The sequence below is a fragment of the Teichococcus oryzae genome (assembly GCF_008386565.1).
Taxonomy (GTDB): Bacteria; Pseudomonadota; Alphaproteobacteria; order Acetobacterales; family Acetobacteraceae; genus Pseudoroseomonas; species Pseudoroseomonas oryzae.
Window position 1 is genome coordinate 172,253 of record NZ_VUKA01000004.1, and the last position, 26,856, is coordinate 199,108.

The 26,856-nt window shown below is 67.6% G+C and carries 19 protein-coding genes, 2 tRNA genes and 1 pseudogene; 8 read left to right on the forward strand and 14 right to left on the reverse strand.

All coding sequences use genetic code 11. The features are described 5' to 3' along the window. Positions 1–24: 24 nt before the first annotated feature. Complete coding sequence (locus F0Q34_RS11185; protein WP_149812302.1) at positions 25–1,005, reverse strand: Bug family tripartite tricarboxylate transporter substrate binding protein; 981 nt, start codon at positions 1,003–1,005, stop codon at positions 25–27. A gap of 269 nt (positions 1,006–1,274) precedes the next feature. On the opposite strand from F0Q34_RS11185, the gene F0Q34_RS11190 reads away from it, so the two are divergent. Beyond that, complete coding sequence (locus F0Q34_RS11190; protein ID WP_149812303.1) at positions 1,275–2,249, forward strand: LysR family transcriptional regulator; 975 nt, start codon at positions 1,275–1,277, stop codon at positions 2,247–2,249. A 403-nt stretch (positions 2,250–2,652) separates the two neighbouring features. Here F0Q34_RS11190 and F0Q34_RS21800 read toward each other — a convergent pair whose 3' ends face one another. From F0Q34_RS21800 to F0Q34_RS11205, 4 genes are all read right to left on the reverse strand, one after another. Continuing rightward, the gene (locus F0Q34_RS21800; RefSeq protein ID WP_161600842.1) at positions 2,653–2,826 is read right to left on the reverse strand and encodes a hypothetical protein; all 174 of its coding nucleotides are present in this window, start codon (positions 2,824–2,826) and stop codon (positions 2,653–2,655) included. A 947-nt stretch (positions 2,827–3,773) separates the two neighbouring features. Next, on the reverse strand, positions 3,774–4,067 hold the full coding sequence (locus F0Q34_RS11195) for a hypothetical protein (protein WP_149812304.1): 294 nt from the start codon (positions 4,065–4,067) through the stop codon (positions 3,774–3,776). Positions 4,068–4,123: 56 nt separating this feature from the next. Beyond that, a complete protein-coding gene (locus F0Q34_RS11200) occupies positions 4,124–5,170 on the reverse strand; it encodes a DNA cytosine methyltransferase (RefSeq protein ID WP_149812305.1) in 1,047 nt (348 codons plus the stop codon). Positions 5,171–5,216: 46 nt separating this feature from the next. Further along, positions 5,217–5,648: a very short patch repair endonuclease gene (locus F0Q34_RS11205; RefSeq protein WP_149812306.1), complete on the reverse strand. Its 432-nt coding sequence runs from the start codon at positions 5,646–5,648 to the stop codon at positions 5,217–5,219. A 437-nt stretch (positions 5,649–6,085) separates the two neighbouring features. Here F0Q34_RS11205 and F0Q34_RS11210 point away from each other — a divergent pair, with 437 nt between their 5' ends. Beyond that, complete coding sequence (locus F0Q34_RS11210; protein ID WP_149812307.1) at positions 6,086–7,861, forward strand: AIPR family protein; 1,776 nt, start codon at positions 6,086–6,088, stop codon at positions 7,859–7,861. Positions 7,862–7,885: 24 nt separating this feature from the next. Here the strand turns inward: F0Q34_RS11210 and F0Q34_RS11215 are convergent, their stop codons facing one another. Genes F0Q34_RS11215 through F0Q34_RS11235 form a run of 5 tightly spaced genes read right to left on the reverse strand, consistent with a single transcriptional unit; the run spans position 7,886 to position 18,063 of the window. After that, on the reverse strand, positions 7,886–9,844 hold the full coding sequence (locus F0Q34_RS11215; RefSeq protein ID WP_149812308.1) for a hypothetical protein: 1,959 nt from the start codon (positions 9,842–9,844) through the stop codon (positions 7,886–7,888). Then, a complete protein-coding gene (locus F0Q34_RS11220) occupies positions 9,841–11,247 on the reverse strand; it encodes a DEAD/DEAH box helicase (protein WP_149812309.1) in 1,407 nt (468 codons plus the stop codon). Before F0Q34_RS11220 ends, F0Q34_RS11215 begins: the two co-directional genes overlap by 4 nt. Then, positions 11,244–13,076, reverse strand: coding sequence for a DUF1998 domain-containing protein (drmB, locus tag F0Q34_RS11225; protein WP_149812310.1), 1,833 nt, complete (start codon positions 13,074–13,076; stop codon positions 11,244–11,246). Before drmB ends, F0Q34_RS11220 begins: the two co-directional genes overlap by 4 nt. Beyond that, a complete protein-coding gene (locus F0Q34_RS11230) occupies positions 13,073–16,444 on the reverse strand; it encodes a helicase-related protein (protein ID WP_149812311.1) in 3,372 nt (1,123 codons plus the stop codon). Before F0Q34_RS11230 ends, drmB begins: the two co-directional genes overlap by 4 nt. Next, positions 16,441–18,063 carry a nuclease-related domain-containing protein gene (locus F0Q34_RS11235; protein WP_149812312.1) on the reverse strand — a complete coding sequence of 541 codons (1,623 nt, stop codon included), beginning with the start codon at positions 18,061–18,063 and terminating at the stop codon, positions 16,441–16,443. The genes F0Q34_RS11230 and F0Q34_RS11235 overlap by 4 nt, the downstream gene beginning before the upstream one ends. 378 nt (positions 18,064–18,441) lie before the next feature. Here F0Q34_RS11235 and F0Q34_RS11240 point away from each other — a divergent pair. The 6 genes and pseudogenes from F0Q34_RS11240 to F0Q34_RS11265 all read left to right on the forward strand — a co-directional run bounded on the left by F0Q34_RS11240 (position 18,442) and on the right by F0Q34_RS11265 (position 24,595). Then, positions 18,442–19,202 (forward strand): annotated as a pseudogene (locus tag F0Q34_RS11240) (IS256 family transposase). Positions 19,203–19,424: 222 nt separating this feature from the next. Beyond that, positions 19,425–20,729, forward strand: coding sequence for a hypothetical protein (locus tag F0Q34_RS11245; RefSeq protein ID WP_149812313.1), 1,305 nt, complete (start codon positions 19,425–19,427; stop codon positions 20,727–20,729). Between the two features lie 170 nt (positions 20,730–20,899). Continuing rightward, positions 20,900–21,511: a hypothetical protein gene (locus tag F0Q34_RS11250; RefSeq protein WP_149812314.1), complete on the forward strand. Its 612-nt coding sequence runs from the start codon at positions 20,900–20,902 to the stop codon at positions 21,509–21,511. A gap of 209 nt (positions 21,512–21,720) precedes the next feature. Further along, positions 21,721–22,914 carry a site-specific integrase gene (locus F0Q34_RS11255; RefSeq protein ID WP_149812315.1) on the forward strand — a complete coding sequence of 398 codons (1,194 nt, stop codon included), beginning with the start codon at positions 21,721–21,723 and terminating at the stop codon, positions 22,912–22,914. A 71-nt stretch (positions 22,915–22,985) separates the two neighbouring features. Beyond that, positions 22,986–23,225 carry a helix-turn-helix transcriptional regulator gene (locus F0Q34_RS11260; RefSeq protein WP_149812316.1) on the forward strand — a complete coding sequence of 80 codons (240 nt, stop codon included), beginning with the start codon at positions 22,986–22,988 and terminating at the stop codon, positions 23,223–23,225. Between the two features lie 197 nt (positions 23,226–23,422). Then, positions 23,423–24,595 carry a hypothetical protein gene (locus F0Q34_RS11265; RefSeq protein ID WP_149812317.1) on the forward strand — a complete coding sequence of 391 codons (1,173 nt, stop codon included), beginning with the start codon at positions 23,423–23,425 and terminating at the stop codon, positions 24,593–24,595. A 258-nt stretch (positions 24,596–24,853) separates the two neighbouring features. Here the strand turns inward: F0Q34_RS11265 and F0Q34_RS11270 are convergent. The 4 genes from F0Q34_RS11270 to leuD form a co-directional block, all read right to left on the reverse strand. Continuing rightward, a tRNA-Arg gene (locus F0Q34_RS11270) sits at positions 24,854–24,930 on the reverse strand. A gap of 38 nt (positions 24,931–24,968) precedes the next feature. Further along, positions 24,969–25,045 (reverse strand) — tRNA-Arg (locus F0Q34_RS11275). Between the two features lie 60 nt (positions 25,046–25,105). Beyond that, a complete protein-coding gene (leuB, locus tag F0Q34_RS11280; protein WP_149812318.1) occupies positions 25,106–26,218 on the reverse strand; it encodes a 3-isopropylmalate dehydrogenase in 1,113 nt (370 codons plus the stop codon). Beyond that, on the reverse strand, positions 26,215–26,856 hold the full coding sequence (leuD, locus tag F0Q34_RS11285; RefSeq protein ID WP_149812319.1) for a 3-isopropylmalate dehydratase small subunit: 642 nt from the start codon (positions 26,854–26,856) through the stop codon (positions 26,215–26,217). Before leuD ends, leuB begins: the two co-directional genes overlap by 4 nt.

The following is a 26,856-nucleotide window of genomic DNA, read 5'->3' on the forward strand; positions in this document are numbered from 1 at the left end:
GGCTGGAGGAATGGAAAACGGCTGTTATTTCGGCTCGAACCCGCTGTCCCGGGCCGCTTTCTGGAAACGCTCGATCTCGTTGATCTGGAAGCGGTGCAGCGCGTCCGGGGCAAGGGGCAGCATCTCCCCGCCATTGTTGGCGATGAAGGCCCTGACCTCCGGCTGCGCGAAGGCCGCCTGCATCACCCCGGCGATCCGCTCCACGCAGTGATCGGGCACCCGCGCATCGGCGAACAGGGCGGTCCAGCTGTAATGCACGGCGTCGAAGCCGCTTTCCTTGAGCGTCGGCACGTCGGGCAGGTCCGGGTGGCGGGCCTCTCCCGTCACGGCGAGGGCGCGGACCTTGCCGGCCTTGACCGTGTCGATCGGGCCGGCCGTGTCGATGCAGGCGAGTTCGAGGCGGCCGCCGATCACGTCGGTCATGATCTGGCCGAGGCCGCGATACATGACGTTCTCGAAGGCGAAGCCGGCTTTCGAGGCGAACTGCGCCGCGGCCAGCTGGTATCCGGCCGTGTAGGTGGCGCAAAGCACCGGCTGGCCTTCGCGCCCGGCCCTGACGACATCCGCCACGGTGCGGAATGGCGAGTCGCCCGGCACCACCAGGATGGCCATGGTCCTGGTCATGCCGGAAACCGGGCGGAAATCCTGCCGCGGATCATAGGGAAGGTTCCTGAAGGTGGCGACGTTGACGGCCATCGGGCTGTTGCTGCCGACCAGCAGGGTGTAGCCGTCGGGCGCTTCCGCGCGGGCGGCGTTGGCGGCGATCACGCCGTCGCCGCCGGGCCGGTTCTCCACAACAAAGGACTGGCCCAGCGCGTCCGACAGCTTCGCGGCGAAGAAGCGCGCGAACAGGTCCGACCCACTGCCCGCGGCCACCGGCGAGAAGATCCGCACCATCCGGCTCGGATAGGATTGCCGGGCAAAAGCCGGGCCGGGGCCCGCGCCCAGTCCGGCCAAAAGGCCCGCTGCGATCACCACACGCCGCTGCAGCCGGGGTGAGTCCATGCTGTGCCTTCCCTCCCATTCTTGTTCCGCGCTTCCGGCTGACCGGGCGGCGCGGCCTGTCCTGTATTGCCCGGAAGGGTAGTTGCGCCGCAGGGGGGTGGCGATTTCAGAATCTGCACAGGGTATAACCTGGCGGCCAGCCACCCGCCCGCCGGTTCCTTCCCCGACCGCGCCACGCGGCGGGATGCCGGCCGCCTGCTTCCCTTTCCGGATCAGAGGAACACCGCAACGCGCCGCCCTTCCGGCGGCATCCGCCCGAGGCCGGCCCGATGAAGTTCAAGCTGCGACAGATGGAGGTGTTCCGGGCGGTGATGCTGACCGGCTCGATCAAGGGCGCGGCGAAGCTTCTTTTCATCTCGCAGCCGGCGGCCAGCCGCATCGTCGCCCACACGGAAGCCACCCTGCGCCTCAAGCTCTTCAACCGGGTGCGCGGCAAGCTCGTGCCGACGCCGGAGGGCGAGATCCTGTTCCAGGAGGTGGATGACTTCTACCAGCGCGCCCTGCGCGTCGACGAATTCGCCGGCAGCCTGGCCGAGGGCCCTTCAGGCACCCTGAACGTTTCGTCCAGCCCCTGCCTCGGGCGCGGATTGATGGCCACTACCATCGCGCGCTTCGCGGCGCGCTATCCGGGCATCCGCGTGAACTTCCGGACGACGCTGCTCAACGACATGGCGCAGGAGCTTCTCGGCAACAAGGTGAACCTGGCCGTCTCGGTGCTGCCGCTCGACCATCCCAATCTGCTCGTCACGCCGATCATGGAAGGGCGGATGGTGGCCGTGGTGCCGCAAGGCCACGCCCTGGCGCGACTCGCGGCTGTGTCGCTGCAAGCGCTGGCCGCCTATCCCCTCATTGTCCACCACCCGACGCTTCCCTTCGGGCAGCTGGTGCATTCCGCGCTGCGCCATTGCAACATCCAGCAGGCCGCGCGGATCGACACCTACCAGACCGACATGGCCTGCGCCCTGGTCTGCCAGGGCGCGGGCGTCGCCCTTGTTGATCAATACACCGCCGCCTTCTGGCCGGAGTTGCGGGTGCTGCCGCTGCAGGAGGAAATGAAGCTCACCCCCAGCCTTGTCCGCTCGGCCTTCGAGAATGGCCGTTCGCATATCGACAAATTCGTCGAGATCCTGACCGCCGTGGCGCAGGAGTTGCAGCAGAAAGGCGGCGCCCGCCCCGGCACCACTCCGGGCCCGCAACGCCAGGCCTGCAAGACGCCGGCGGGGCCGCTGGCTTCCGGCGGCTGAGGCATTGCAGGACAGCCAGACTCCATTGGGGCAAGCTTGCCTTCGCTTCCGGTAAGCGGCGCGCCACGAAGGACAACATGAAAAGCGGGGCCAGGCCATGCATGCCATCTGTCTGGCAGCAGGTCGCCGTTGCGCCCCGATCGCAGTAAGCTCCAGTGAGGGAGCCAAGGCATCGTCAGCCAGGCTGGGCCGAGGCTCGCGGCCGGTAAACAATGGCCGCACCCGCCCCAAACAAAAGCCCGCCCGGCTCTGCCGTGCCGGGCGGGAAGTGAGGAGGAGGGTTCGATGCGAGGCGCGCCACCCTGGGTGGCGCATTTATTATAATGACAATTGGAGGTTGCAGTTTCGGCTTAAAATGCTCTTTCGTACCGTTTCCCAAGGGAAGCCAGGACGGCCTCGCCTTTCAGTAGCGGGTTGGCTGAAGCGGGAGATCGCTGGAGATGATGCCGCAGCCCAGGGCCCTCATGACGCTCACCGCCGTTCGCAGGGCAAGCCGGTCGGGACAAACGATCCGCACCTGATAGGCATCGAGATGGTCGATCTCGCCGATATCCGAGCCCAGCAGCTTCAGATCCACGCCTTCTTCCGGCAACATCAGCACAGCACTCTGAGCCACTGAACGTCCCCCTTCTTTTTCAGCGAAACTCTTTCACTAGTTAAGCAGGGTAACGCATAGACAACTCATGCGTGTAATATGAATTTTTCACAACCTAGAGAGCCTTCTGGGGGATATCCTTCCCGCTAAGGTTCTGCTTCAGGCGGCCGAAAGATGTTCAACAATCCTTCGCCCCCAGATCGCGGAGCCTGCCGGCAATTCTTCTTTCCGCGCTGCATCGCGATTCAGGAAGCGCTGCGGCGGCCCTCAGGAGGCAGAATGTGGAGCCCCCGGGCCATCCCCCTGCCCTGCCGCATCAGCACCACCCAGGCTGCCTCCAGAGAGGCTGTGAAGCCTGGAAACACACGGGCTGCCCGCGGCCGAACGGGCTGGCGGCCCATCTCGACATGCCCAGGCCAGAAAAGCCGGCCAAAAAATCGGAAGCAAGAATGGATCGGGTGAATGGGGTGAAGCGGACCCCTCCGGAAACCCGTGCCGGAAGCAGTATCATCTGCGATTTGCTGCTTGAGAAGGTATGGCGCGCCCGAAAGGATTCGAACCTCTGACCCCCAGATTCGTAGATTACGGCAGTGCTGATCTGAAGGCGGAGATCAGAGGTATTCCGTTGGCTTCCCGGGGTTTTCGGCGCAGCCGATGGTGCCTTCCCGGCCCACAATCTCCCTCCGCCCCCCTCATTTCCCCGTGGGACAAGCGTAGGACGGAGGACATCTCGAGCAGCAACTCTGCCCGTGCCGCGATCTGGCTCACCTTCGGGCAACAGATTGTCATACGCGTGTCGCCGGACGCGACCGAGCATCTGGAGATGCCTTCGCCTTCTCCACGCAGACCCCTATCCGAGCATTGGGGGCAACAATAGGCCGGTTGACCCCTCCTGGACCGGGCGCCCCCATAACCGGAGGCGGGTCAGGTCAGGCCAGTTCCGACAGCCTCCTCGCTCTAATCGCCTCGAAGGCGTCCGACGCCTGCTCGAAAGGAATCCTTGGCCCCCCCAGAGGACGAACTGGCAGAAGGGTCATGCGGGCTTTCCGCGACCAATAGTCCCCTTCGGCCACGGCCACGTAGCCCCCAAGTGATTGCGCGGCGAGGGACGCCTCGGCCGAAGCGATCTCTTCCTCGCTCGGGTCAGAGTAGCGCCCAAGCCAGACATGGCGGCCGTCCTCGCTGAGGATGAGCCACCGCCGTTCACGGCTGCGGTCCGTCATGGAAAAAGATTCGCACATGACGCTCACAGAGGCAAACGGTGCGCCCCGGCCTCCTTCTACTCGGCAGCCGCCAGGAACAGGGGACCAGGCGGGTCGTGCGGAGCTTCCTCGTCCTCTGCCCAGGAAGCTGTCTGCGCCGCCCCGCGCGTCAGAGACCCGACAATGGCGGCCATTACCGGCGGGCAGACACCGTTGCCGAGTAATCGAATGCGGTCCCGCCGCTGGCCGATCCCATCGAGGCTGTAGCCACCCCAGAATCCCATGGCGGCCATGAGTTCGTCCACCTGGAGCATGCGCAGCATCGGTGTGCTGCCGCGCCAAGTCACCAGCCCGAAGCGGTCCAGCGTCGTGATGGTGCGGAGCGGCCGGTCGAGCGGCTGCCATCCGCCGGCGCCGTCCGAGCCGTAGTAGACGATGAGGAAGGGCGTGCCCTCGCCGAGCGCGGCGATGCCCCGCTTGGCGCGCTCCAGCGTGGCGGGGGCGCGACCCTCCGACCGGAGCGGACGGGAGCGATGGCCCTCGTCCTCTGCGGCAATAATGCCCTTCACCCAGGGGGCGCGCCCCCGCTGCCCCCGCACCTCCGACGGCGGCTGGGCAGCGAGGTCGCCGACGATGAAGACTCTCCGCCGGCTCTGCGGAACCCCAAAACGGGAAGCGTCGAGGATGTAGACCTCGGTCCTGTACCCAAGGCGCCGCAATTCGGTGAGAAGCGGCTCGTAGCCGTGCCAGCCACGCATGTGGACGACGTTCTCGATGACCACCCAGCGCGGCCGCGGGCTGAGGTCCCGGGCGAAGTTGGTGACGTAGAAGGCAGTACGCTTGCTGTCCTCGTCCCGCGGCCTACTCCCGCGCGCGCAGGTATGGTGAGTGCATTCCGGGGAGCCGAGCAGCAGGTCGATTTCGCCGATGTCGCCGAGGTCAGCGGGGCCACTCTCTGGCGTCATCCGCAGGTGGACCGCCTTGGCCGTCGAGAAGTTGCTCGCGTACGCCCGAACCGCGAGGTCCCAGGCGTCAACGCCGCAGACGATCTCTGCACCAGCAGCCTGGGCGCCCCAGCTGCTGCCGCCGCCGCCGCAGAAGAGATCTAGAGTTCGGATTCGCACGATGCGCGAGACTAACGGGTTCGAGGCGTTTGGCCAGGCTTAATCCTCACCCGCGTGCAGTGACGCTGCCGATGCGGGCACCGTCGCATGGTGGCAGCAAGGACTCGATCCGCGCGATACAGGCGAGAAGATCCCGGCCAATTTGGTGCTCCCAAATCCTTACCACGCGCCATCCCGCGCGGCGGAGCCGACGGAAGTTCCTAGCGTCCCGCCGCCGGTTCGCCTCGATCTTGGCCTCCCACTTCTCGGAGAGCTTGTCCTTCCACTGCGGAAACCTCCACCCGTGCCAAAAGTCGCCATCCACGAAAACGGCCACCCCGGCCTCCCTGAACAGCATGTCTGGGCGTCCTGGCAGGTCGCGCGCGTGGGTCTCGAAATCCCAGCCTCTGGCGCGGAGCGCCTCGGCGACGGCGCGTTCGGGACCAGTGTCCCTTCCCTTGATGCGGGCCATTACGGCGCTGCGCTTCTCGGGGGACATGATGTCCCCCCGATGCCGTCGCGCCGGCGGCGGCGTCCCGCCAGGGCCCTTTCGAGGTAGATCTTCGTCTTGCACCGTTCCACCAAGGATCTATTGTGTCGTACGTGGGGTCAAGCTGGGTCACTTCCCTTCTGCCGGGTTCTGACGCGACCGTCGAACGGATTAGCGCCCGAAAGGAGAAATGGTTCCGACCGCGACGGCCCTGAGCATCTCTGCGGCGTGGAGATCGGCGGAGAGACGGGCGCCGGATTAGCACCGCGGCGCCGGACATCTCCGGAGTTCGATAGGAGTGACCGCTCCACCTTCACCCGGAAAGTCCGACGGTGCCCGGGTTCGGAAAGGGCGGCGGGCGTATTCCAGAGCCTAACGCTGTGGAACTCGCCTCCAGGCCGGAGCAGTACCGGCAAGGCAGGCCGCGAAGAAGCCGGAGAAGGCATTTGTTTGAGGACCAACTGCTCGCAGAATTCCTTTCGAACCTGCGTACGGAGACTGATGACCGGCTCGGTGAGATCGAGCCGGGGACGCCACTCGCGGAGCATGTGGCGCTCGCCGAGGTCATGCTCGGTTACCTTGAGGAGGCAGGTTCCGTCGCGTCCCACGACCTCTGCCCTCACGAGGACGCCTCGGGCCGCTCGCGCTGTCGCGTGGCTGCCTACTCCCTCCCCGATGAGTCTTCTCGGCTGGAGATCTTTACCGCTTACCGCAGGCCGGACGACCGCGAGGCCACGCTGCCGCGGAGCGAGACCGTCCGCATAGGGGCGGCGGCGGCGCGCTTCTTCGAGCACGCGGCGAGGGGCGACCTGACCCGCTTCGCCGGAAGCGCCCTCGCCGATGCCGCGGCACGCCGCATCGCGGCCGAGCTGCCGCGCATTGAGGATGTGCGCGTCCACGTGCTGACCGATGCTGTGGTCAGGGGGGCAGACATCCCGCCGATGGAGGTCCACGGGCGCCGAGTGGAGTTTGAAGTCTGGGACGCGGAGCGGTTGAAGCGTGCGGCCGCCGAGGGGGTCACGCGGGAGCGCATCGAGATCGACTTCGTGGAGATGCTTGGTAGACCGCTGGCATGCCTGGAGATGAGGCCGCCTCCCCGCGAGTACCAGACGTTCCTCGCAATCCTTCCCGGTGACCTAGTTTTCGCCCTCTACGAGCGGTACGGAGCAAGGCTGTTCGAGTTCAACGTCCGATCTTTCCTGCAGGCGAAGGGGGGCGTGAACAAGGGCATCCGGAGGACCATTGCCGAGGAGTCAGGTCGCTTCCTGGCATACAACAACGGCATCACCGCCACGGCCGACGAGATTGACGCCGGCTCCTGGCACGGCGAGACGGTCATCCGCCGCGTCAGGGGTCTCCAGATCGTAAATGGCGCCCAGACCACCGCCTCCATCCATCGCGCAAAGAAGGTCGACCGGATGGATGTCAGCCAAGTCGCCGTGGCCATGAAGCTGACCCGGGTGGAGGCCGGTCGCCTCTCCGAGTTCGTGCCCTTGATCTCGCGATACGCCAACACGCAGAACGTGATCCAGGTGGCTGACCTATCTGCCAACAGTGATTTCCACATCGAACTCGAGCGGCTCTCCGAGCAGCTGTGGTGCCCTGGGGAGCGGACGCGCTGGTTCTACGAGAGAACCCGGGGTGCCTACCAAGTAGCCCGCGCGCGGTTCGGCTCGACGGCGGCGAAGCGCCGCGAGTTCGATGCGGTATGTCCAAAGGGCAACGTTTTCAGCAAGACCGACCTCGCGAAGTTCCTCATGTGCTGGTGGGAGCGTCCGCAGACGGTCAGTCGGGGCGCGCAGAAGAACTTCTCCATCTTCATGTCCGAGCTTCCGGACAAGTTCCAGCGGGGATGGAAGCCGGACCCCGCGTTCTACCGCGAAGCGGTGTCGCTCGCGATTCTGTTCAGGTCGGCCCAGTCCGCCGTCAGGGCGGCGGAACTCGGGTCGTACGGGGCCAACGTTGTGGCGTTCATGGTTGCCCGCCTCGCCGCCGACTTCGGGGGCCAATTCGACCTCGACGCTGTCTGGCGGGCGCAGCACGCCTCCAGCGAGATCCAGGCGCTCTTCGCGTCGTGGGCTCGCCCGCTCCACGAAGCGCTCCTCTCCGGCGCCGGGACGCGCAATGTCACCGAATGGTGCAAGCGCGACGACGCTTGGGAGCAGGTCCGCGTGGTCGACCTGCCGGAACCGTCGTCCAGGCTGCCCGAACTCTTCGACTGACGCGAATGGCGGCGCCCGGCCCGATCAGGCAGCGCCGTCCTCCGGCGGTGGATCGGCACTTGCCTTCTCGGCGTCCGCCTCGGGTTCGGCGCCCCGCACCGGGCCCGACACCGGCCCGAGGAAGCTGACTTGGTTCGTGGCGGGTCGATCCCGGCCGACGCCTTCCTTCCGCAAGCGACGTTTCGGAGATGGCTTTGCTGCCTCGCCCTCGACCGCTTCGGCACCGCCCTTCCTCAACCGGCGCCGCGGGGCTGGCTTCGTCTCCCCGCCTCCGGTCGTCCCCATGCCGTCCTGCGGAGCTTCTGATGCCCTATCGGCATCGGGAGACCCAGCGCCCTGACCTGTGGAGGACGGCCCCGGTCGCTTGCGGCCACCCCCGCCCCTCGGCTTCCGCGGGGCCTTCGCGGTCTCTGCCGGTGCGTCGCCGCTGGCGGGCCGCTCTGTGGATGCGGCAGCGGCATGCCAGCGCCGGGCCAATTTGACGTGGTGGCTGAGCACACGCGGCAGGTTCTGCTCCGTGGCAGCGCCGATCGGAAGCACCAACTCCAGTTCGTTCGAGCCCGGAGCGAGCCAAAGCACCGAACCGGGCTCCGCCTTCAGGGCGTCCGAGAGCGCCCCGCGAACAAGCGCCCCGCCCGCAATGCTGCCGATAACAACACGAAGACAGAGCGTTGGGGCTTGGGCTGCATCGTTAGTCAAAGGGGAAACCAGGACCGCCACGCGGGTTTGGGGGCAGCTTCCTAGCATGCCCTCCTCGGGCCGTGCCTGCGAGAGTCCAAGGGACTCGGCTACGAGTTGCAGTTCCCGGACCAGTGCGGGCTCAAGATCACCGCTGGCAGCGATGCCTGGCGGGACCGCGCCGTCTTGGAGTGTCGAGGTCAGCGGCGCGGTGGCGGGAGCCGCCGGCAGTCGCGCCCTCAAGGGCGCGGCGAGATCCTCCAGCCGAACCGATGGGTTGGCCTCGACAGCAGAGGCAAACTCGCCGAGGACGTCGCGGAAGGGCTGCTTGATCGCCGAGGGCATCCTCGCGAGGCCCTCGCGGAAACCAGCGAGTGCCGCGGCCGTGAGGTGGACGGCCGGCCCCGGAAGCATGCCATCGGCCGAATCGTCCAGAATATCGTCTATCCGATCCCTCTGCAGGACGAGAAGGAGCGCCCGGAGCAGCAGGTCTCCCTCGTCGGCGAGATCCTGTGGGCGCCTCGCCCTGCGGGATGTGATGACGTCAGAAACAAAGTTCCTAAACCTGTCGAGGTTGTCCGAGGAATAACCGCAGGCCCCGAGCGCCTCTGCGTAAAGGTCAACCAGTTCAAGGGGATCCTGCCCCGGCAGCCCGCGCAGGCTGGACGTGACTGCGGCGACCGCGGTGCCCGGCGTCTCCCATGGGCCGTCTGGCGAGAGCAGGGAGTTGACGAAGGCGGGCAGGTCGACAGGGAGGCGCCCGGCGCCGTCGAAGAAGGCGCCCGCCTCAGCCGCGGCCTCGAGGCGTCGGTGTGCGAGTGATAGGACAGTGCCGACAGCGCCTGCCAGGGCATCTGCCCGAATCCAGTCCTGCGCCTCGCCTGCCGCTCCATCGGTGGGCTCCGCGTTGAAACGGGATGGCCCCTCCCGACTGAAGAGTGCGGGCGCGACCTCCATGCTCAACCCGTCGGTGCTGATGTTCTCGAACATCTTTCCCGCGACCTGGTCGCGTTCGTCCCCCGTGCGGAAGACGAACGCCGCGATTCGCCCGAGCGGAACGCAGTTGGCCTGGGTGTCGCCGATGGGGCCGGCGGACACCTCGAGGCGGCATAGCACCGGGAACTCACCGTCCAGGCCCCCCGTCACTGCCGTCAGCTCCGCTGCCCGCAACGCGTCCACCACCGGCCGACTCGCAAGGTGCCGCATTCCCCTGCCGGGTCGGGCAGAGGCACGAAGGCTTTCCAGAATCGACAGGGACTCTCGGAAATTGGAGACAAGATGGGGAACAGGACTGTCCGAACTCATGCCAGGATCCTGATGGCAGGTGCTCGCGGCATCAACCCGAGCACTTGGGGCCTATCCGAGGGCCTGCCGACCCACAGGAGAGCAAGGCTTCGACGGGCCCGCGCCGACATGACGTACATGCCCATCTTGAAGAAGTCCTCCTGGCCCTCCTCGATCCGGGCTGCATGGATGTTGACGACAAAGACTGCATCGAACTCCAGTCCCTTGCAGCTGGCACGATTCAGCACCGTCACGGCAGGCTCGTCGAAGACGAGGTGCCGCTTCGGCTGATTGAATTCCGGGTCTCGAAAGGCATAGGTCTGGACGCGCACGCTCGAAGGAGCGGCCGCCGTACGCAGCGCGTCGAAGTAGGCCCGGCGGGCAGTGTCGTCGTCGGGTATGAGCACCCCGATCTCATGCTTCGGGTTGTTGCGCTGGTACGTAACGATCTGCTCCACAGCCGTCTGCACGCTCTCACAGCGCCGCATTTCCGGAGTCGGTCCCCTTCGCTCAGGAAGCAACGGGATGCCCGTGTTCGCTCCGGCGAAGAAGTGCTGCGCGACGAGCGCGACCTGCCTTGTGTTCCGGAAGTTGGTACGCAGATGGTAATGGCGCGAAGCCGGGATCGCCAGGGCCGTCTCAATGTCCGATATGGTCGAGTGCTGCTTGGCGCTGAGGCGCTGGTTCTCGTCGGCCAGCACCATCACCGCTAGTGGCCGCCCCTCCGGTCCAATCACTCCCTCGGACATCAACCGCAGCAGCCTAAAGAACTCCGGTGGGAAGTCCTGGCCCTCGTCGATGATCAGCTTGTCAATGGACAGAGCGTCCCAGCGGGCGACGGACTGGTGCTTCAGGAGGTGCCGGGTAACAGTGTCCCAGTCGACAGCGAACTCACTTTCCTCCGAGGCAGGAAGATCAGACGTGGGAGACCATCTACTGAACGCGCCGGGATTCCGCCAGTACTCGTCGGGTTCCACCGTCCAACTGTAGCCGCGAGATTTACCACTCTTCGGGCTCCAGGGTGCCCAGATCGCGGGCTTCCACTTAGCACCAAGCTCCTTGACCTTCTCACGTTCGTCGAAAGAAGTATCGAGGAGAATCAACGCTGCGTTCGCGGCCGGTGGAACCCGCAAGCCGAACCACAGCTCCTTGAAGAGCTGGCGCACGGTCCGCACCTGGATTCCCTGAGCCTCGAGCGACCCTATACCGTCCGGGAGGCGGCACGCGTATGCCTCGAGCATCCTGTTGAACATCGCCACGGCAGTCCGTCGGCCCTTCTTCGCCGCCTCCATAGCCCTCAGCACCGCGAGTACGGTCTTTCCCGTGCCGGGCGGTCCCGAGACGAGGACGCGGCCGTCCTCGGGCGCGTACAGGTAGACCCGTTCTTGCTCTTCGTTCAGATCGCGCGCGTTTGGCAGCCTCATGGCGAGCCCGCCAGCACGCCCTCGAGCAGCCCCGGGAGGGACGACCCACGTCCAAGGAGGAGGCTCCTGTCGAGCAGCGTGTTGGCGAGCACGCAGGAGGTCTCGGGGACGAGGGAGCAGGCATGGCAGGCGGCCCGGTTGAAGCCGCCGAGTCCCTGCCCCTGGGTCTCCCGGCACACCGGGTCCGCGGAGCACCACACCCCGCGGTCCAGGGCCACCCTGATTAGGTCGCCGAGCCTGTCTGGCCGCCCCTGCCGTACAAGGCCGCCAAGGGAGCCCTCGGAGTCGCCGTCCGCCGTGTAGATGAGCAGCCCGGCCATGTCGGGGCCCGCATAGATTCTCTCGCGCAGGGCAGAGGAGGAGTAGCCGGACTCGAACACGAGCTGCCTCATCAGCAGGTGGGAGAGGGTGTGGATGGCGATCAACCTCGGCGTCGGCCTCGGCAGGAACCAGTATCCCTGGTCCTGCCAGTGGCGCTCGAGTTCGGCGAGCCGCGCGGACTCGTCGCGGTCCGCCCGGACCGCCGCCTCCCACCGGGAGACGAAGTCGAGGTCGAAGGCGATGAATATGCCTTCGCCGAACACCTCGACCGAGGGCAGCCATGGGCGGACCCCCGGGGGAAAGGCGCGGCCGGCCTCGGGCCGCACCAGTGCCCCGTCTGGCTTGATGCGCCTGAAGCCCAAAAAGGCCCGGACCTCCCGGAGGCGATCCGCGAGCAGGACGCGCGCGAACGGCGCCCCCCCACCGACCTTCGGAGGAGGTGTCTCCCGGCAGACGAGATCGTCCGACGCAAAGTCCGCAGCCTCGGCGGATGTCAGGAAACGCCACTCCTCGGCCAGAATGTCCTCGGCATCCCAATCCGGATCGCCGTCGTCCGCGGCGCTAGATGCTGCCCCACCGACGGGCGCGGATGCACGGAGGTGCTCCAGGACGAGTTCGAGGGGCAGCGCGAACTCGTCGGCGAGCATCTGGGCGAACCGGGCGATCCTCGGGTGGGGTACGTTGCCCGTCGACGCGAGGTCGGCCGCAACCTCCTTCGCCATCTCGAAGGTGGTCGAGGCCAGCATCCTGGCCACCGCCGCGTCATGCGCCAAGGCCCCGCCGCCATCCCCCAGCGAGAGGGCGGACGCGGTGACGGGGTAGTACAGGTTCGTGGCGCCGCGTTGGAGGACCGAAGGCTCCCTCGTGCAGGTGAACCCGCCCGTCCGGGCCTGCCAGGGATGGCACGATGGGCAGCGCGCCCCTATAGCCTTCATGGACCCCTTTGACGTGATGCCGTCGAGCGACTCGGATGACCCGCAGTCCTCGCAGAGGATCTTCAGCGTTTCGAGGCCGCCCGTCCCGGTCTCGTCTACCAACAGCTTCAACCGCTCATGGGAGCGGCAGCCGCCCCGGTTCGACTTGTGGACCCACAGGTGCCACGGCACGTCGTCCAGGTGGCCGTCCTCACAGGCGACCACGAACCGCATCGGTACCAGCGTGCCCTCCTGCTGGCACTGAGGGCACCTCATCGGCAGTCCAGGGCGCCCGTGCCGGGCCTCCTGCCATCGGATGATGCGGCGGCACCGGGGGTTGTTGCAGAACATGGCCTCCGGGAAGCGGTGCAGGAGCACGCGCCCCGGCGACCCCGGGCGGTCCGCAGGCGGCTTCCTGAGGTCGCGGCGGAGCCGCTGCTCCATCCGCTGTAGGCGGACGTACTCCGAGGGCGAGCCCCAATCCACCGCGTCGCAGACAACGAAGGACTCGTCCCCGATGTCAATGACAGCGCCGATGCCCCCGGCGCCGACGAGCTGGGTGCGGCGGAGTTCGTAGTTCTTGCCTGTGCTCACGTACCGTTCCTCCGCCGGGCGGCCCCGCCCCGTGGTCTCAGGGTGGGCGGGTTGCCGCCCGAAGGCGCATCGGACGGCCTTGCGCCCCTGATCCAGACTCGGACGCCGACGTCCACGTGGCGCATGGACTGAAGGGTCTCGCGGGCCTCCGGATGGGCCTGCTCACCGAACTGCTTGATGAGCACGGGGAAATTCATGGCCTGCGGCGGCATCGCGTATTTGAGGTTCTGCGCTAGCCGCGTCTCCCACCACCGCTCCACCTCCACCGCCTTCGAGTCGATGCCCCGGCGCTCGGTCGGGTCGGCCCGCCTCATCCTTTCGTAGAGGCGGTCCACCAGCGCCCGGACCTGCGGGTCCGCCGTCGAGAAGCGTGCCGCATCGGCGTTGCCGGACAGGGCGGTCCCCATCCTGACCGCGCTGATCATGGCGGCGTGGAACACCCGCTCCCGCGCCGGGAGCGCGAAGGGGGTGACGCTCGTCGGCTCCACGAACCTGTAGAGGGCATCATGGAAGGGCCGGAAGTTCTCGTAGTGTGAGCGGTCCCGGGGCTTCGTGGGGGAATACAGAGCGAGCACGACGCCCGGAAGGCGCGTCCCGTCGCGGCCGACGCGCGACGTCGCCTGGATGTACTCCGACGCCGTCTTAGGCTGCCCGAGCACCATCATCAAGCCGAGCCGGTCGATGTCCACCCCGACGGACAGCATGTTCGTACAGCCGAGGTAGTCGATGGCGCGGGGGGTACCCTTCCCAGCGGAAACCTCCTCGATCACGTTAGGGATGTCCTCGCCCTTCACGTTGGCCGAGAGCTCCTGGACCCGGCGCAGCGCCCTGGCGCCGGACGTGCCCGGCGGGTGGAGCGCCGCAATGCGGGAGGGAATGTCATCGCGCGCCAAGGTGAGGCTTCGCCCGAGTTCGCGCCGGCTGTTATGGTACACGACGAGTGTCCACCAAGAGTCGTCCACTGCATCGGAGAGCCCGAGCCTCGGCACGGCGGTCAGTAGGGAGGCTGAGGCGAGCACGTTGCTGAAGGTCGGCGTGTGGCCCTGCGCCATGGCGCCAAGGTAGAGGCGCCCGGGCACGTCGGGGTCCGGGCGGGAGAAGAAGGTCTCGCCGGCCGTCAGCCCGGCGGGCGGGAACACCGCCGCCTCCTTGGCGAAGAGGCCTAGCGCTTGGTCGGCTGAGCGCCGGATGGTGGCGGTCGAGGCGATGACCTTCGGGCGCCCGCCGCGGTGGGCGATCACCGCGTCGAGGGCAGCCTCGTAGCCCCCGGCGACCGTTCCAAGGGGGCCCGAGATAAGGTGTAGTTCGTCCTGGATGACGAGGGACGGCGGCGCGTTGCGCGTGCCTGCCCCGAAGAACCGCCCAGCGTTCTCCTTCCACGCCATCATGGCGAACTTGTCGAGCGTCGCCAGCAGCATCGTCGGCGGCGCGCGGTAGAGCGCCTCGTCCACGATCTGAACCGGGATGCTCCGGTGGAACTCGCACCGCGGCTCCAGGCAGAAGAACTCGAAGGCCGCGTGCGTGCAGCGGATACCCACACCCTCGTCCCCGTCGGTTTGCCGGGTGGGGGAGATGACGGGGCTGCCGCAGGCCGGGCAGCGCAGGAGGATAAATGGGTTCCGCACTGGGCCCGGCCGCTGCCGGATGAGGCGGTCGAACTTCTCCGCGGCTTCGGAGAGCGCGTTCGGGGCGTTGCCGGAGCCGATCCATAGGCCCAAAGAGAACGGCTCGTCCCCGAGCCTGCCCGCATCCCGCATCCGCAGGCTCTCGAGCGCGCAGATGAGGTGACCGGCGCGCTGGAACTGCTGCTGCGTGAGCAGGCGCAGGGTGTAGCGCATAATGACGGCGGTGCCGCCACCGCGACCGGGGTCCCGCAGCCTGCGCCGCAGCATGTCGAACGCCGCGGCGGCGAGGTATGCCTCCGTCTTGCCGCCACCCGTCGGGAACCAGATCAGGTCGACGACGTCGCGAAACGGGTCGCCCTCCTCCCACATGCTCCGGAGGACAAGCAGCAGGAAGGCCAGCTGGAAGGGGCGCCACTCGTAGGACGCGTGCATCGCGTCGTCGGGGTTGACGCGCTCGGCGGCCGGGCGCCCGCTCCTCTCGGCCGACTTGACCCTCCCCGAGTAGGCCATCTGGACGAGCATCGCCCGGTTCGCGAGGCGGAAGCACTGGAGCGCGTCGGCATCCCGCGCCAGCAGGTCGCAGCCGTCCCGCATGCGGCGGAGGGCCTCGTCAATCCTGCCAAGGATTCGTGAGCGCGCCTCGGGTGGGTGGTCATCCGTGGGAACTGCGTCGAGGCCCCGGCGCCAAGCGGCATACGCCTCCACGAGGGCGTGCAGATCGCACAGGAGGTCGCCCACGGCCACGGCCTCCGACTGCAGGCGCTGGAGGCTGAGCGCCCGGCTTGCGCGCCCGTCCAGGTCACCGATCCGCGTCGTGACCGGGGCGACCTCGACGGACGGCAGGAACTCAACTCGTATCCGCGTCCTACCGTCGGCGGCCGGGCTCCAGTCGGCGGCGCAGCCGTGCCCGACGGCGAGCGCGGGCCGGTCGCGGTACTGGAGCGCAAGTTCGTCCTCCTCGGGATCGACCGTGAGCCGCTCGGGGGACGGCCACGGCAGGACGGCCACGGAGGGCACGGCCTCAAGCGAGACTTGGTAGAGGCAGTCCTCCGGATCGTAGCGGCCGTTCTCGTCCGTGACGGTCCTCTCGTTTACGAGGCTAACCGTCACAATCCAGGAACCCTCCGGTCCGCTGCGCGTAGAGACGTGGATCTGCGCCCAGCCGCCGAACGCACCACGCCGTACCGCCCCTGTAGACAATATGTCGACCCGTTCCTCTTGGCCGGATGCCGGATGGAAGAGGCCGGAGCGGACCCAGGATGCCCTCTTTCGCTGGCTTCCGCCTCGCTGTGGCGGGACTCCGGAAGCCGCTCCCTCCTGCACCGGGACCCGCTTCCGGTAGGTGCCGGCTCCGGCCCGTATCTCCACGGAGAATGGGTGCCCGGCCGGCACTGCGAAGGAGAAGCCGACGGAGGCGGGCAGGCGCTGGAACAGCAGGTCGGTCGGCGCCTCGAAGCCGTCTGTGGCTTCGTCCTCGTTGCTGCCTCCTGCACCGGCGTCTGGCGCCGATGTCTCCTCCTCCTCCACGACGGGCGCGGCCGTGGCGTTCCGCGGGAAGAGCATGCTCATGAGATAGCGCTTGTCCGGTCGCTCCGGCAGTTCCTCAGCGTCGCCATGCGACGGGCCGATGAGGTCACCGCGGAGGGTGGCAACCAGCCGGTCGCGGGCTGTGCGCTTCTCCCGGGTGGTGAGCGGCGGACTGGCAGACCTGGGAGCGGGCAAGGACTCGGTCCTGTGGGTCATTGGGTCGTTTCCTGTGCCCGTGATTCCTGTTCGGCCTGGAGGCCCCTAAACCAAGCGTCCGCACCATCGGCCAAGAACACCGCAAGCCCAGCCCTCGGGCGGGTCATGGCAACGTACAGAAACCGCTCGCTTCTCGGCTGCTCCGCGAAGCCAGGTGTGCACGCAACCGCCACCCACGCCCGCTCCATCCCCCGGAAGGTCGAGGGATCGCTCACTACGGCGCGCGTGCGGGCCGCGTCGAGTGCAGCGGGAGCGGCCAGCAGGGCTACGTCGTCGCCGAGGTTCCGGCGCGCCAGTTCGAGGAGGGAAGTCACGTCCTGCTCCGCAGCGAGTATTGCGATGTCGCCCGGTGCGACGCCGGTGTCGATCCATTCGCGTGCCCGTCTAACCGCCGCCTCGAGGGCGGCGGCTGCGGGGCCGAGCACGTGCTCAATGTGCGGGAGGACGCCTCTGGGGTCGATGTCAGAGATGCCCACGTCGGCGCCGACGGTGCCGCGGACGAGATTGACGATGTTGCGCGTCGACCTGACGTTCCGGGTCAAGCGGTAGCAGGCCGACATCGCGCGTAGACGCGCAAGGCTGCCCTGCTCAATGGTCGAGTGGAGCGCTTGGTTGGCAGGGTCCATGAACCAGCGCCAGCACCCGGCGTCCAGCCCTTCCCTGAGCAGGCGTCCGGCTTGGTGCAGCCCCTCAGGATTAGCCAGTTCCTGCCCTTCGTCCACGACGAGGACATCGAGGGATCGTGCGGGCAGGTACCGCATCGTCGCGGGATCGGCCACTGTCACCCTGGGCATCGCGGCGGCGAGGTGAGCCGCCAGGACCGGCGCGGCGACGATCAGGCCTACGCTGCTCCCTGAGGCCGCGGCCTGCCTTGCGGACGCCGCCGCCAGGAGCGTCTTGCCTGTCCCGGCTCCCCCCTCGACAAGCAGCCGCGCGTTACCCGAGAGCCCCTCAAGTATTTCCGCTTGCCGTTCAGTCAGGCGGACGACGTCCTCCTCGATCGCCTCCGCGCACCGCGCAGGGGCTGGGGCATACTGGAACTCCGGGAGCAGGTGGCGCTCCAGGGCGGCAGAGTCCAGCGGATGGGTGGCACGGCCTGACGCGACCGCCCTATCGCGCCACCACTGGAAGGCGCCGTCCAGAGCCTCAGTGAAACTAAAAGGCGAGGTGCAGGCCGAACGGTCGAGAAGTAGCGGGACTGGGATCTCGGGGTGGGGCGCGGCCCAAAAAGTGAAGGGTGTCACCACCACCCAGCCGAAGATGCCGATCGGTGGGGCGCCGGCGCGCGCGAGCGTCCGGAGGAGTGCCTGCATGCCTGACTCGGCCTGCCTATGCGGGCCCTCGGAGCGCCGCCTCGCCTGCCCTCGTCCGTTCTCGAAGCTCCAGACGCCCCCCGAGTGCCGGACAATTCCCCCCTTTACTTCGATGACCAGGAGCCCTCGCCGGTCAACGAGGACGAAGTCGGCCTCTCCGTACCGCTTATAGGCATGCTCGGGCAGGTTCACCGAGTGAGCAACGAAGGCGCCGGGGGATGCAGGTGCTGCAGCCAGCAGCGATCGCACATACCGTTCGCCATCCGGCGTATTCGGGTTCAAGACAGTCGTGGGTAGAAGCCGCACCGCAACAGCGCCCGAGGTTCAGTTGGCTAGCCTGAGCTTATGGAGAAATATTGGGGAGGGGAACGGGTGCCGCGAGAAATTCTTAGCTAATTCACCAGTACGGCTCGACTTGCAGGCTTTCAGCTGTGGATCGGCGTGGAATAGGAACCCTGTTGGAAAGGTGATCAGCGTCTCAACGGGATCCCACTGACGGCGCGGCTCCTAATTCCCTGCCTTCCTGGAGCCCCGGTGGACCGCCGAGAAAGCGCTGATAGCGGTGATCCAGGAGGCCTATCTCTAGGACATCTCGACGCGCTCGGTCGACGATCTGGTTCGCGCCATGGACCTGGAGGGGGTCTCCAAGAGCCCAGCCGCCTCTGCGCTGAAATCGACGAGCGGATGGGCGACTTCCTGGCCCGCCCCATCGAGGGCGACTGGCCCTATCTCTGGCTGGACGCGACCTACATGAAGGTGCGCGAGGCAGGGCGCATCGTCTCCGTTGCCGTGGGCGTCAACACCGACGGGCGGCACGAGGTGCTCGGCATGGTGGTGGGCAGCTCCGAGGCGGAGCCGTTCTGGCTCGACTTCCTGCGCGGCCTCGCCCGCCGCGGCCTCAGGGACGTGAAGCTCGTCGTCTCTGATGCCTACGAGGGCCTCAAGGCCGCCGTGACGAAGGTGCTCAGGGGCACTTGGCAAAGGTGCCGCGTTCATTTTGCCCGCACTCCGCTGGCGCATGCCGGAAAGGCGCAGCGCCGCATCGTCTCGGCCTGGATCGGCACCGCCTACGCGGAGCCCGATGCAGAGGGTGCCAAGCGGCAGTGGAGAGCGGTAGCCGACCAGTTGTGGCCGAAGGTCCCGAAGCTCGGTGCCCTCATGGATGGCGCCGAGGAGGATGTCCTCGCCTGCATGACATTCCCGGCCGCGCACCGCGTCAAGCTCCACAGCACCAACCCATCGAGCACCTCAACGGCGAGATCAAGCGCCGCACCGATGTGGTCGGCATATTCCCGAACGAGGCCGCCGTCGTGCGGCTCATCGGCGCCATCCTCCTCGAACAGTCCGACGAATGGGCCATCCAGCGGTCGCGCTACATGACGCTGGAGACCGTCGCCGCAGTCAGCGATACTGGTCCCATCAGGCTCTCCGCCGTGCCAGCCTGATCCCGGCCACCCGACCCGCCGGAACCATAGCTCCTACACCACGCGAGGGGACATGACCCAAAGTTGAGCTAAGAGGGCAGGTCATCAGAGGCAGTCCCCACGCTGCGGCGCCATTCCGCCTCCCCTCTGACAAGGCCCGGCAATGTGGGGAAATGCCATCACCCTTGACCTCATGCCCGCTTCCCAGACATCTCCAGGCCTCTCTGCTCAGGAACGGGAACCGTGCGCGAACTGCCAGCCCTTGATGCGACCGCTTCCGATCCCCTGCTGTCCTGTGCTCCGCAGGCTGATGTCCTGATCGATCGGATCCAGTTCGGCCTTGATGTTGCTCTGGCTCATCTGCCAGCCGAGGAGGCAGAAGGCTTTTGCGTCCGCCTGTACCAGGCCGGGATCATCGAGGCTGCGCCCAAGCCGGGCCAGTGCCTGAAGACCAACCTCCCCGTCCGGTTTACCGTCCCTGACCTGCCGGAAGGCGGAAAGATGACCATCTTCGGCGAGCTCGTCCTCCGCGCAGACGAGGCTGGGCGCCTCCGCATCACCAACCGAAGCCGGCTTCGCCCCGATCTGATACGTGCGCTGCGGTCGCAGCTCGAGGATCCTGGCGAGCCGGCCACAGGCGGTGCCACCAACCTGGTGGGCGCTCATGGGAACGACTGGACATATCTCCTCGGCCACGAGCTCGCGAACCTCCAGAATGGCATTGATGCCCTCGTTGCCGAATTGGCCGAGGCGGCCGAACTTCCGTCCGCGCAGCTGCGGGGTCGGCTGTGGGTTCAGCAATGCGAGATCTACCGGGACCTCCCTGATCCGGCCCAGGCGGCCGAGACGATCGTCCAGGATCTGGCGCAGCGCTCACTCACGGGCGGCGCGCAGCAGACCATCCGGCCGATCCGAGACCACGAGGGCGACCGCTTGGTGGTCCGCTGGCACCTGGGCACTCGCACCGCGCCCGTCCGGAAGGCTTACGCCAAGCGGCCCGACCTGCTGCGGACGGAGATTGAGCTGCCCAGCCGCGAGACTGTCCGCGCCCTACTGGCGACCGCACCGTCTCCGATGCCCGAGGAGGACAACCTCTCAGGTCAGACGGCTGCCGCGGTCGTCGCGGCGCTCGCCGAAGCGGCCGTTCCGCTGCTCGACGAGATGTGGCAGACGGTCAACGAGCTCTACGAGGTCTACCCACGGTGCGGCACCGAGTTCCTGCTCGGCCTCATGCCGCTCCTGCGTCTGGCTGCGCCCGAACCCCGACCTGCCGGAGCCGCAGGCCGCCCCATTGGAGAGGCGACACCGCAGCAGGCGCGCCGCGCGCTGGAGACGCTCCTCTGGTCCGGCCGCTGCGCCACCACCACCCGGGAAACGCCGGAGAAGCTGCGCGACGCCCTGGTCGAGATGGAACGGGCCGGCCTGCTGCGACGGCTCCACAACAGGCCCACCGTGTTCGGCCTGCGGCCGGAGTTCGAGCAGGCGCGGCAGGCACTCCGGGCGGCGCGCCGCCGTGACGACCGCCTCGACGAGCAGCTGGAGACCTGATCATCTTCTGGGCCTCATCCGGCTTGGCGACGCGCACCGGATCTGAGGCCCTGAGCCCCGCCGAGAGAAGCAACCTCCGCTCCCGGTCATATGTCATGGCATCGCGTCCGCTAGGTTGCTGAGCCCCACGGGCCCGCAGGCGGATGTCATCCAACTTCACGGACGATCCCATGACCGACGCTCCGCACCCGGACGTCGTGGCCCTGCGCCGCGACCTCGCCGGGCGTTACGCCCTCTTCACCCGCACCAACATGCCTGCGGGCTGCCTGCTGCCCTGGCACCTCGCGGTGCTCGACGCCGGCGAAGGCGCCCAGGCCACGCTACGCCTCGGCCTGGACGAGAACTCCGGGCCGGGTGGTGCCTGGAGCGCTCGCGACATCGCGGGCGTGGCCCAACAGCGGCAGATGGCCGAGGCGCAGCGCAAGCCGAGCCTCATGGCCCTGCAGTCCTCCGACCATCTCGGGAAGGTGGTCGAGGCCCTCGGCGCCCGCCCCGGTCAGGGCATGGCGGCCCCGCTGAGCTTCCGCCCGGGCGATGGCCCCTCCCCCTACCCCTGGGACATCGTCCAGCGCGGCGGCGCCACGCGCAGTCCCATCATCCTGAGCTCAGACCCGACCGGCCGAAGCCAGGGCATCATCGCCAGCCTGCTGCTTCTGGTGCTCGATCAGATGCTGATCGATGCTGCCCTGGCGCGGCCAGCCGACAGCCTGATTGCCCTTGCCAGCTCGCACGCCACCACTGCCCTGCGCTGCGAGGTGGCGCGCCGGCAGCACCAAGCCTGACCGCTGACTGAGGCGCGCCAAGCAACGCCAAGGCAGCTTGCCGGAGGACGGTCACGGCGCGCGCGGGCGGCATTTTCGCCGCTCGCCCGCAATTTCCCCTTTGCGCGCCAAAGTCGCCCCGCGAACACACTCTTGAGCCCCGGTGCCCGCCATTCGGTGCGGCCGGGACCCATTCCCACTCCTCGCGACCGGATGAAAGGCGGCTTGGCATGGCCACCGAGCTGATCACACGCGCCCTCACCAAGGCTCCCCCGCCGGTGCCGCCGGGGGCACGGAAACTCCGCATCTTCGACACCCGTCTCCGCGGCTTCATCATGGAGGTCAGAGCCAGCGGACAGATCACCTTCTGGCTGCGCTACGCCGACGACCGCGGCCGCGCCCGGGAGGTGCGCCTCGGCCGCCTCGGCGACATCACCCTCGACCAGGCGCGCCAGAAGGGAGAGCAGCTCCGCGCCGCCGTCACCCTCGGCGGCGATCCGGGCGGCGAGCGCGACCGGCGGCGCGCCGTCCCGACCCTCGCCGAGTTCGTCGAGCAGAAGTACCTGCCGCAGATCCGCGACACGCTGCGCGCCGCCTGGGACTACGAGGCGATGTGCCGCAAGCGGATCCTGCCCGCGCTCGGGCGCAAACCGCTGGACCGGGTGGAGCCGGGTGAGGTGGCGGAGTTCCGCCGTAGGCTCCTCGCCGAGGGGCTGTCGAACCCGCGGGTGAACCGCCACCTCGCCGTGCTGCGCCGGATCTTTACCCTGGCCCTGCGCTGGGGTGCCTACGAGGGCCGCAACCCGGCTGAGCGTCCCGGCATGCTGCCGGAGCGGCACCGCGAGGAATTCCTCTCCGACGCCGAGCACATCCGGCTGCTGGCCGTGCTGGCCGAAGAGCCGGACCGCGTCGCCGCCGAGGCCATCCACCTGCTGGCCCTGACCGGCGCGCGCAAGAGTGAGGTGCTACGCGCCCGCTGGGAGCATGTCGACCTCGGGCGGCGCGTCCTGACGGTGCCGCTGGCCAAGCACGGCGAGCGGCGGCACATCCCGCTCTCCGACGCAGCGCTGGCGCTGCTCAGCAGCCTTCGGCGGGTGCCGGGCAACCCCTTCGTCTTTCCCTCAGCCCGGCGGCGGGGCCAGCCGATGGAGAGCGTCCGTGGCGCCTGGGGGCGGGCCAAGGCCGCGGCAGGGCTTTCGCCCACCCTGCGCCTCCACGACCTGCGCCACAGCTTCGCCAGCGCGCTCGCCAACCGCGGCCACTCACTCTTCGAGGTCGGCCGCATCCTCGGGCACAAGCAGGTCGCCACCACCAGCCGCTATGCGCACCTCAGCCAGGAGCGCCTGGTCGAGGCCGCGAACGCTGTCGGCCGCATCGGCCAGCCGGCGCCGCGGACCGACGACGCATCCCCGGAGACAGCCTGACCGGAGGGCGGCCGCGCCGCCCTCTCCTCAGCGCCTGCGCCTTTTTTCTGACCACGCCGAAAGGACACCCCATGGAACAGCCGAAGCTGGCCATTCGTGCAGCCGCGCCCACGCCGCATCACCCTCCCCTGCTGACACCCGAGGATGTGGCCGCCCGGCTTGGCGTCAGCCGCAAGGCGCTGGAGCGCTGGCGCTGTACGGGCGACGGGCCGCGCTTCGTGCGCCTCGGCCACAAGACTGTCCGCTACCGCCACCAAGATATCGAGACATTCATCAGTGCCCGGATCGTTGCCAGCACCGCGATGAGCTGAGTCTCGAATCCGCCTCGCGGAGTTCGGCCCTGTTCTGCCTTGGCCACTGACGAGCGACCTGCCGAAACGGGCGGCAGCGCACTCCGCGTCGCATCGAGAAAGCAGGATACCTGGAGGCACCATGCCAACAGCACCGGGGGTTCCTGCTCTACCGGAGGAAGCCGCCGGCCAGCGGCTCGAGGTCACCGTCGTGATGCTTGCGTGACATCGACGGCATCTCAGCATGGGCGGCGTTGCTGCTCTTCTTCCTCTTCCATGCCCCCCTCGGCCTTCCACAGCAGGAGATGATTGTGGACCCAAAGAATAAGCTTTCCTGCGCCACCAAGCTGGCGGCACCTCCTTCCCCGTCGCGGCGGAAGCCCAGGAGGATGGCAGAGCAGGCGGCGCCGAAGCACCCGCCTCAGGAACATGCCCAGCTGGACCCATGGAGCGAAACCATCCCTCTCGGAGGCGTGGGTCTGCCGCTCGCAGAGGCCAAGAGGAATGGCATCCCGAAGACAGCGTACGCTGCGGCCTTGAGGGCCCTCGCACGGCCTGCCCAGCTTGATCTGGGCGTCCCGTTCTCGGCTCTCTCGGATGACATCGATCCCATTCTGATGGGTGGCGACACCTACGAGAGGATCACCGAGGCGTTTGGCGAAAAGGTCGCCTGCGAGGCGATGATGGTTGGTCAGAGTTACGCCTTCTGGCAGGTTCTGCCGATCCTCAACGTCCCCTCAACGATCGACTACTGGGTCCATCGCGAGGATCTGCTGCGCGTTCTGTCCATGATGCGGTGCGATCCTTCCTGGTACACTCGGACTCACAACCGTGTGCTTGTGCCCCCGTACGCACCGAAAGCCTACGACCTGCCCCGAGTCAGCGGCTGCGTGACACGAGATCACGTTCGTGCCTTCGCCGCCGGCTTCCCCAATTTGTCGAAGCGTCTGGAGACGCTGATTCCGTGGAGAAAGCGAAGGGCTGAGATGCTCGAGGCTGATGCGGAGCAGGCCAATTCGGTCGCGGCCTCGTTCCTCGGGATCGAGGTGGACTTGCGCACGGGCAGTCTTGTCTCGGCCGACGACACGGAGTTCGCAGTCCACCTTGCGGTGGGATCGCACGAGAGCAAGCGCCAGGAGTTCGAATGGGAGCGCGTCTACACCTTTCTGGACGCGCTCGCCCCACGGATTAGCCAAAGCCCTGCCGTGGAACTGTATCCGGAGTTGGCGAGTGCGTCATGGTCCTGCGCACTGGATGCGGCGCTTCATGTGCCTGAGATCTGGACGGGCCAGGCTGCCCTGTGCGTCGAAGGGGTCGAGGCTACGGCGTTCGGGCAGCGCGACGCGTGCATCGCGTGGCACAACGACCTGCTCAGGAGCATCCGTTCCTGATTCAGGCCTCCGCCCGCGGGGATTGATGAATTCGCGGGCGGCCATGTGACGCAGGATGGACGACGCGGAGGCTTTCGTAACCGGGCGCCCCTGCGCCAGAACCGCAGCCCGAACACCGGCCCCTGACGCCGCTCACGGCGCCAGAGGTGCCGGTGCGAAGAAGCGATTTCGTGGGGCCTCCGTGGGACGCCCAAAGCGAAAAGCCCGGCGCTGAGGCCAGGCTTTTTCGATAACTGCTTGATCTCAATTGAGAAGGTATGGCGCGCCCGAAAGGATTCGAACCTCTGACCCCCAGATTCGTAGTCTGGTGCTCTATCCAGCTGAGCTACGGGCGCATACCAAATTGTACCGGGCTGATCTCCCGGGAGCACCGTGGCGCGCCCGTGAGGATTCGAACCCCAAACCTCCAGATCCGTAGTCTAGCGCTCTATCCAGTTGAGCTACGGGCGCTGGCCTGTGGCGGGGGAATAACCGAGGCCATTCCCCCGCGCAAGAGGGCTTTTTCAGCCGTTACGCCGCCAGCTTGTCCAATTCGCGCAGCACGGCGTCACCCATCACGCTGGTGCCGACGCGGGCCGTGCCGGGGCCCATGATGTCGGCGGTGCGCAGCCCGCCGGCCAGCACCTTCTCCACCGCCGTCTCGATCATCGCAGCGTCTTCCTCCATCCCGAAGGACCAGCGCAGCAGCATGGCGAAGGACAGCATCTGCGCGCAGGGATTGGCGATGCCCTTGCCGGCGATGTCGGGCGCCGAGCCATGGATCGGCTCATACAGCGCATGGCGGCGGCCGGAGGCATCCGGCGCCCCCAGCGTGGCGGAAGGCAGCATGCCGAGCGAGCCCGTCAGCGCCGCCGCCAGATCCGACAGAAGATCGCCGAACAGGTTGCCGGCCAGCACCACGTCGAACTGCTTCGGCCGCGCGCAAAGCTGCATGGCGCAGTTGTCGGCATACATGTGCGACAGCTCGACCTCGGGGTACTCGGCCTTGCCGATCTCCGAGACCACGGCGCGCCAGAGGCGGCCGGTCTGCATCACATTGGCCTTCTCGACGCTGGTCAGGCGGCCGCTGCGCTTCTTCGCGAGGTCGAAGGCGACGCGGGCGACGCGGGCGATCTCCTCCTCGGTGTAGACCTCGGTGTCGACGCCGCGGCGCTTGCCGTTGGGCAGGGTCTCGATGCCGCGCGGCTCGCCGAAATAGATGCCGCCGGTGGATTCGCGGACGATCATCAGGTCCAGCCCGCGCACCACGTCGGGCTTCAGGCTCGACGCATCGACCAGCGGCTCCATCACCAGCGCGGGGCGCAGATTGGCGAACAGCCCCAGCTCCTTGCGCAGGCGCAGGATGCCGAGTTCCGGGCGCTTCTCGAAGGGCAGGCTGTCCCAGCGCGGGCCGCCGACCGAGCCGAACAGCACGGCATCGGCGCCCAGCGCGCGCTCCACCGTCTCATCCGGGCAGGGAGAGCCGGTGGCTTCCAGCGCGGCGCCACCGACCTGGCCTTCCTCCATCGCGAAGCTGACATGGCGGCGGCGGTCCATCCACTCGATGATGCGGCGAACCTCGCGCATCACCTCGGGTCCGATGCCGTCCCCGGGGAGAACCAGGATCTTCTTGTTGGCCGTCATGACGCGGTGCGTTCCTCCTGCTGCGCGGCGCCGTACAGCCAGGGCTGCGCGGCGCGCTGCTTTGTCTCGAAGCCGTCGATGGAGGCGGACTTCTGCATGGTCTGGCCGATGTCGTCGAGGCCGTTCAGCAGCAGGTGGCGCCGCAGCGGGTCGATCTCGAAGGAAATCTCCTCGCCATTCGGCCGCACCACCACCTGCCGCTCCAGGTCCACGGTGAGGCGCGCATTGCCGCCCAGCCGCGCATCCTCCATCAGCTGGTCGCACACCTCGCGCGGCAGCCGTACCGGCAGGATGCCGTTCTTGAAGCTGTTGTTGTGGAAGATGTCGGCGAAATCAGGGGCGATGACGCAGCGTATGCCGAAATCCAGCAGCGCCCAGGGCGCGTGCTCGCGGGAGGAGCCGCAGCCGAAATTCTCATGCGTGACCAGGATCTCCGCGTGGCGGTAGGGCTCCTGGTTCAGCACGAAATCCGGGTTCTCCGAGCCATCCTCGCGGTAGCGGAGATTGGCGAAAAGCGACTTGCCGAGCCCGGTACGCGCGATGGTCTTGAGGAAGCGCGCCGGGATGATCTTGTCGGTGTCGACATTCGCCATCGGCAGCGGCGCGGCGATGCCGGTCAGGGTGGTGAAGGCGTCCAT

Excerpts from the sequence above, each read along its gene's own strand:
- leuB (WP_149812318.1), bottom strand. The coding sequence starts at position 26,218 with ATGACGGCCAACAAGAAGATCCTGGTTCTCCCCGGGGACGGCATCGGA.
- F0Q34_RS11205 (WP_149812306.1), bottom strand. The coding sequence starts at position 5,648 with ATGTCCCCCGAGAAGCGCAGCGCCGTAATGGCCCGCATCAAGGGAAGG.
- F0Q34_RS11230 (WP_149812311.1), bottom strand. The coding sequence starts at position 16,444 with ATGACCCACAGGACCGAGTCCTTGCCCGCTCCCAGGTCTGCCAGTCCG.
- F0Q34_RS11195 (WP_149812304.1), bottom strand. The coding sequence starts at position 4,067 with ATGACGGACCGCAGCCGTGAACGGCGGTGGCTCATCCTCAGCGAGGAC.
- F0Q34_RS11190 (WP_149812303.1), top strand. The coding sequence starts at position 1,275 with ATGAAGTTCAAGCTGCGACAGATGGAGGTGTTCCGGGCGGTGATGCTG.
- F0Q34_RS11255 (WP_149812315.1), top strand. The coding sequence starts at position 21,721 with ATGGCCACCGAGCTGATCACACGCGCCCTCACCAAGGCTCCCCCGCCG.
- F0Q34_RS11185 (WP_149812302.1), bottom strand. The coding sequence starts at position 1,005 with ATGGACTCACCCCGGCTGCAGCGGCGTGTGGTGATCGCAGCGGGCCTT.
- F0Q34_RS11260 (WP_149812316.1), top strand. The coding sequence starts at position 22,986 with ATGGAACAGCCGAAGCTGGCCATTCGTGCAGCCGCGCCCACGCCGCAT.
- F0Q34_RS11215 (WP_149812308.1), bottom strand. The coding sequence starts at position 9,844 with ATGAGTTCGGACAGTCCTGTTCCCCATCTTGTCTCCAATTTCCGAGAG.
- F0Q34_RS11220 (WP_149812309.1), bottom strand. The coding sequence starts at position 11,247 with ATGAGGCTGCCAAACGCGCGCGATCTGAACGAAGAGCAAGAACGGGTC.
- F0Q34_RS11250 (WP_149812314.1), top strand. The coding sequence starts at position 20,900 with ATGACCGACGCTCCGCACCCGGACGTCGTGGCCCTGCGCCGCGACCTC.
- leuD (WP_149812319.1), bottom strand. The coding sequence starts at position 26,856 with ATGGACGCCTTCACCACCCTGACCGGCATCGCCGCGCCGCTGCCGATG.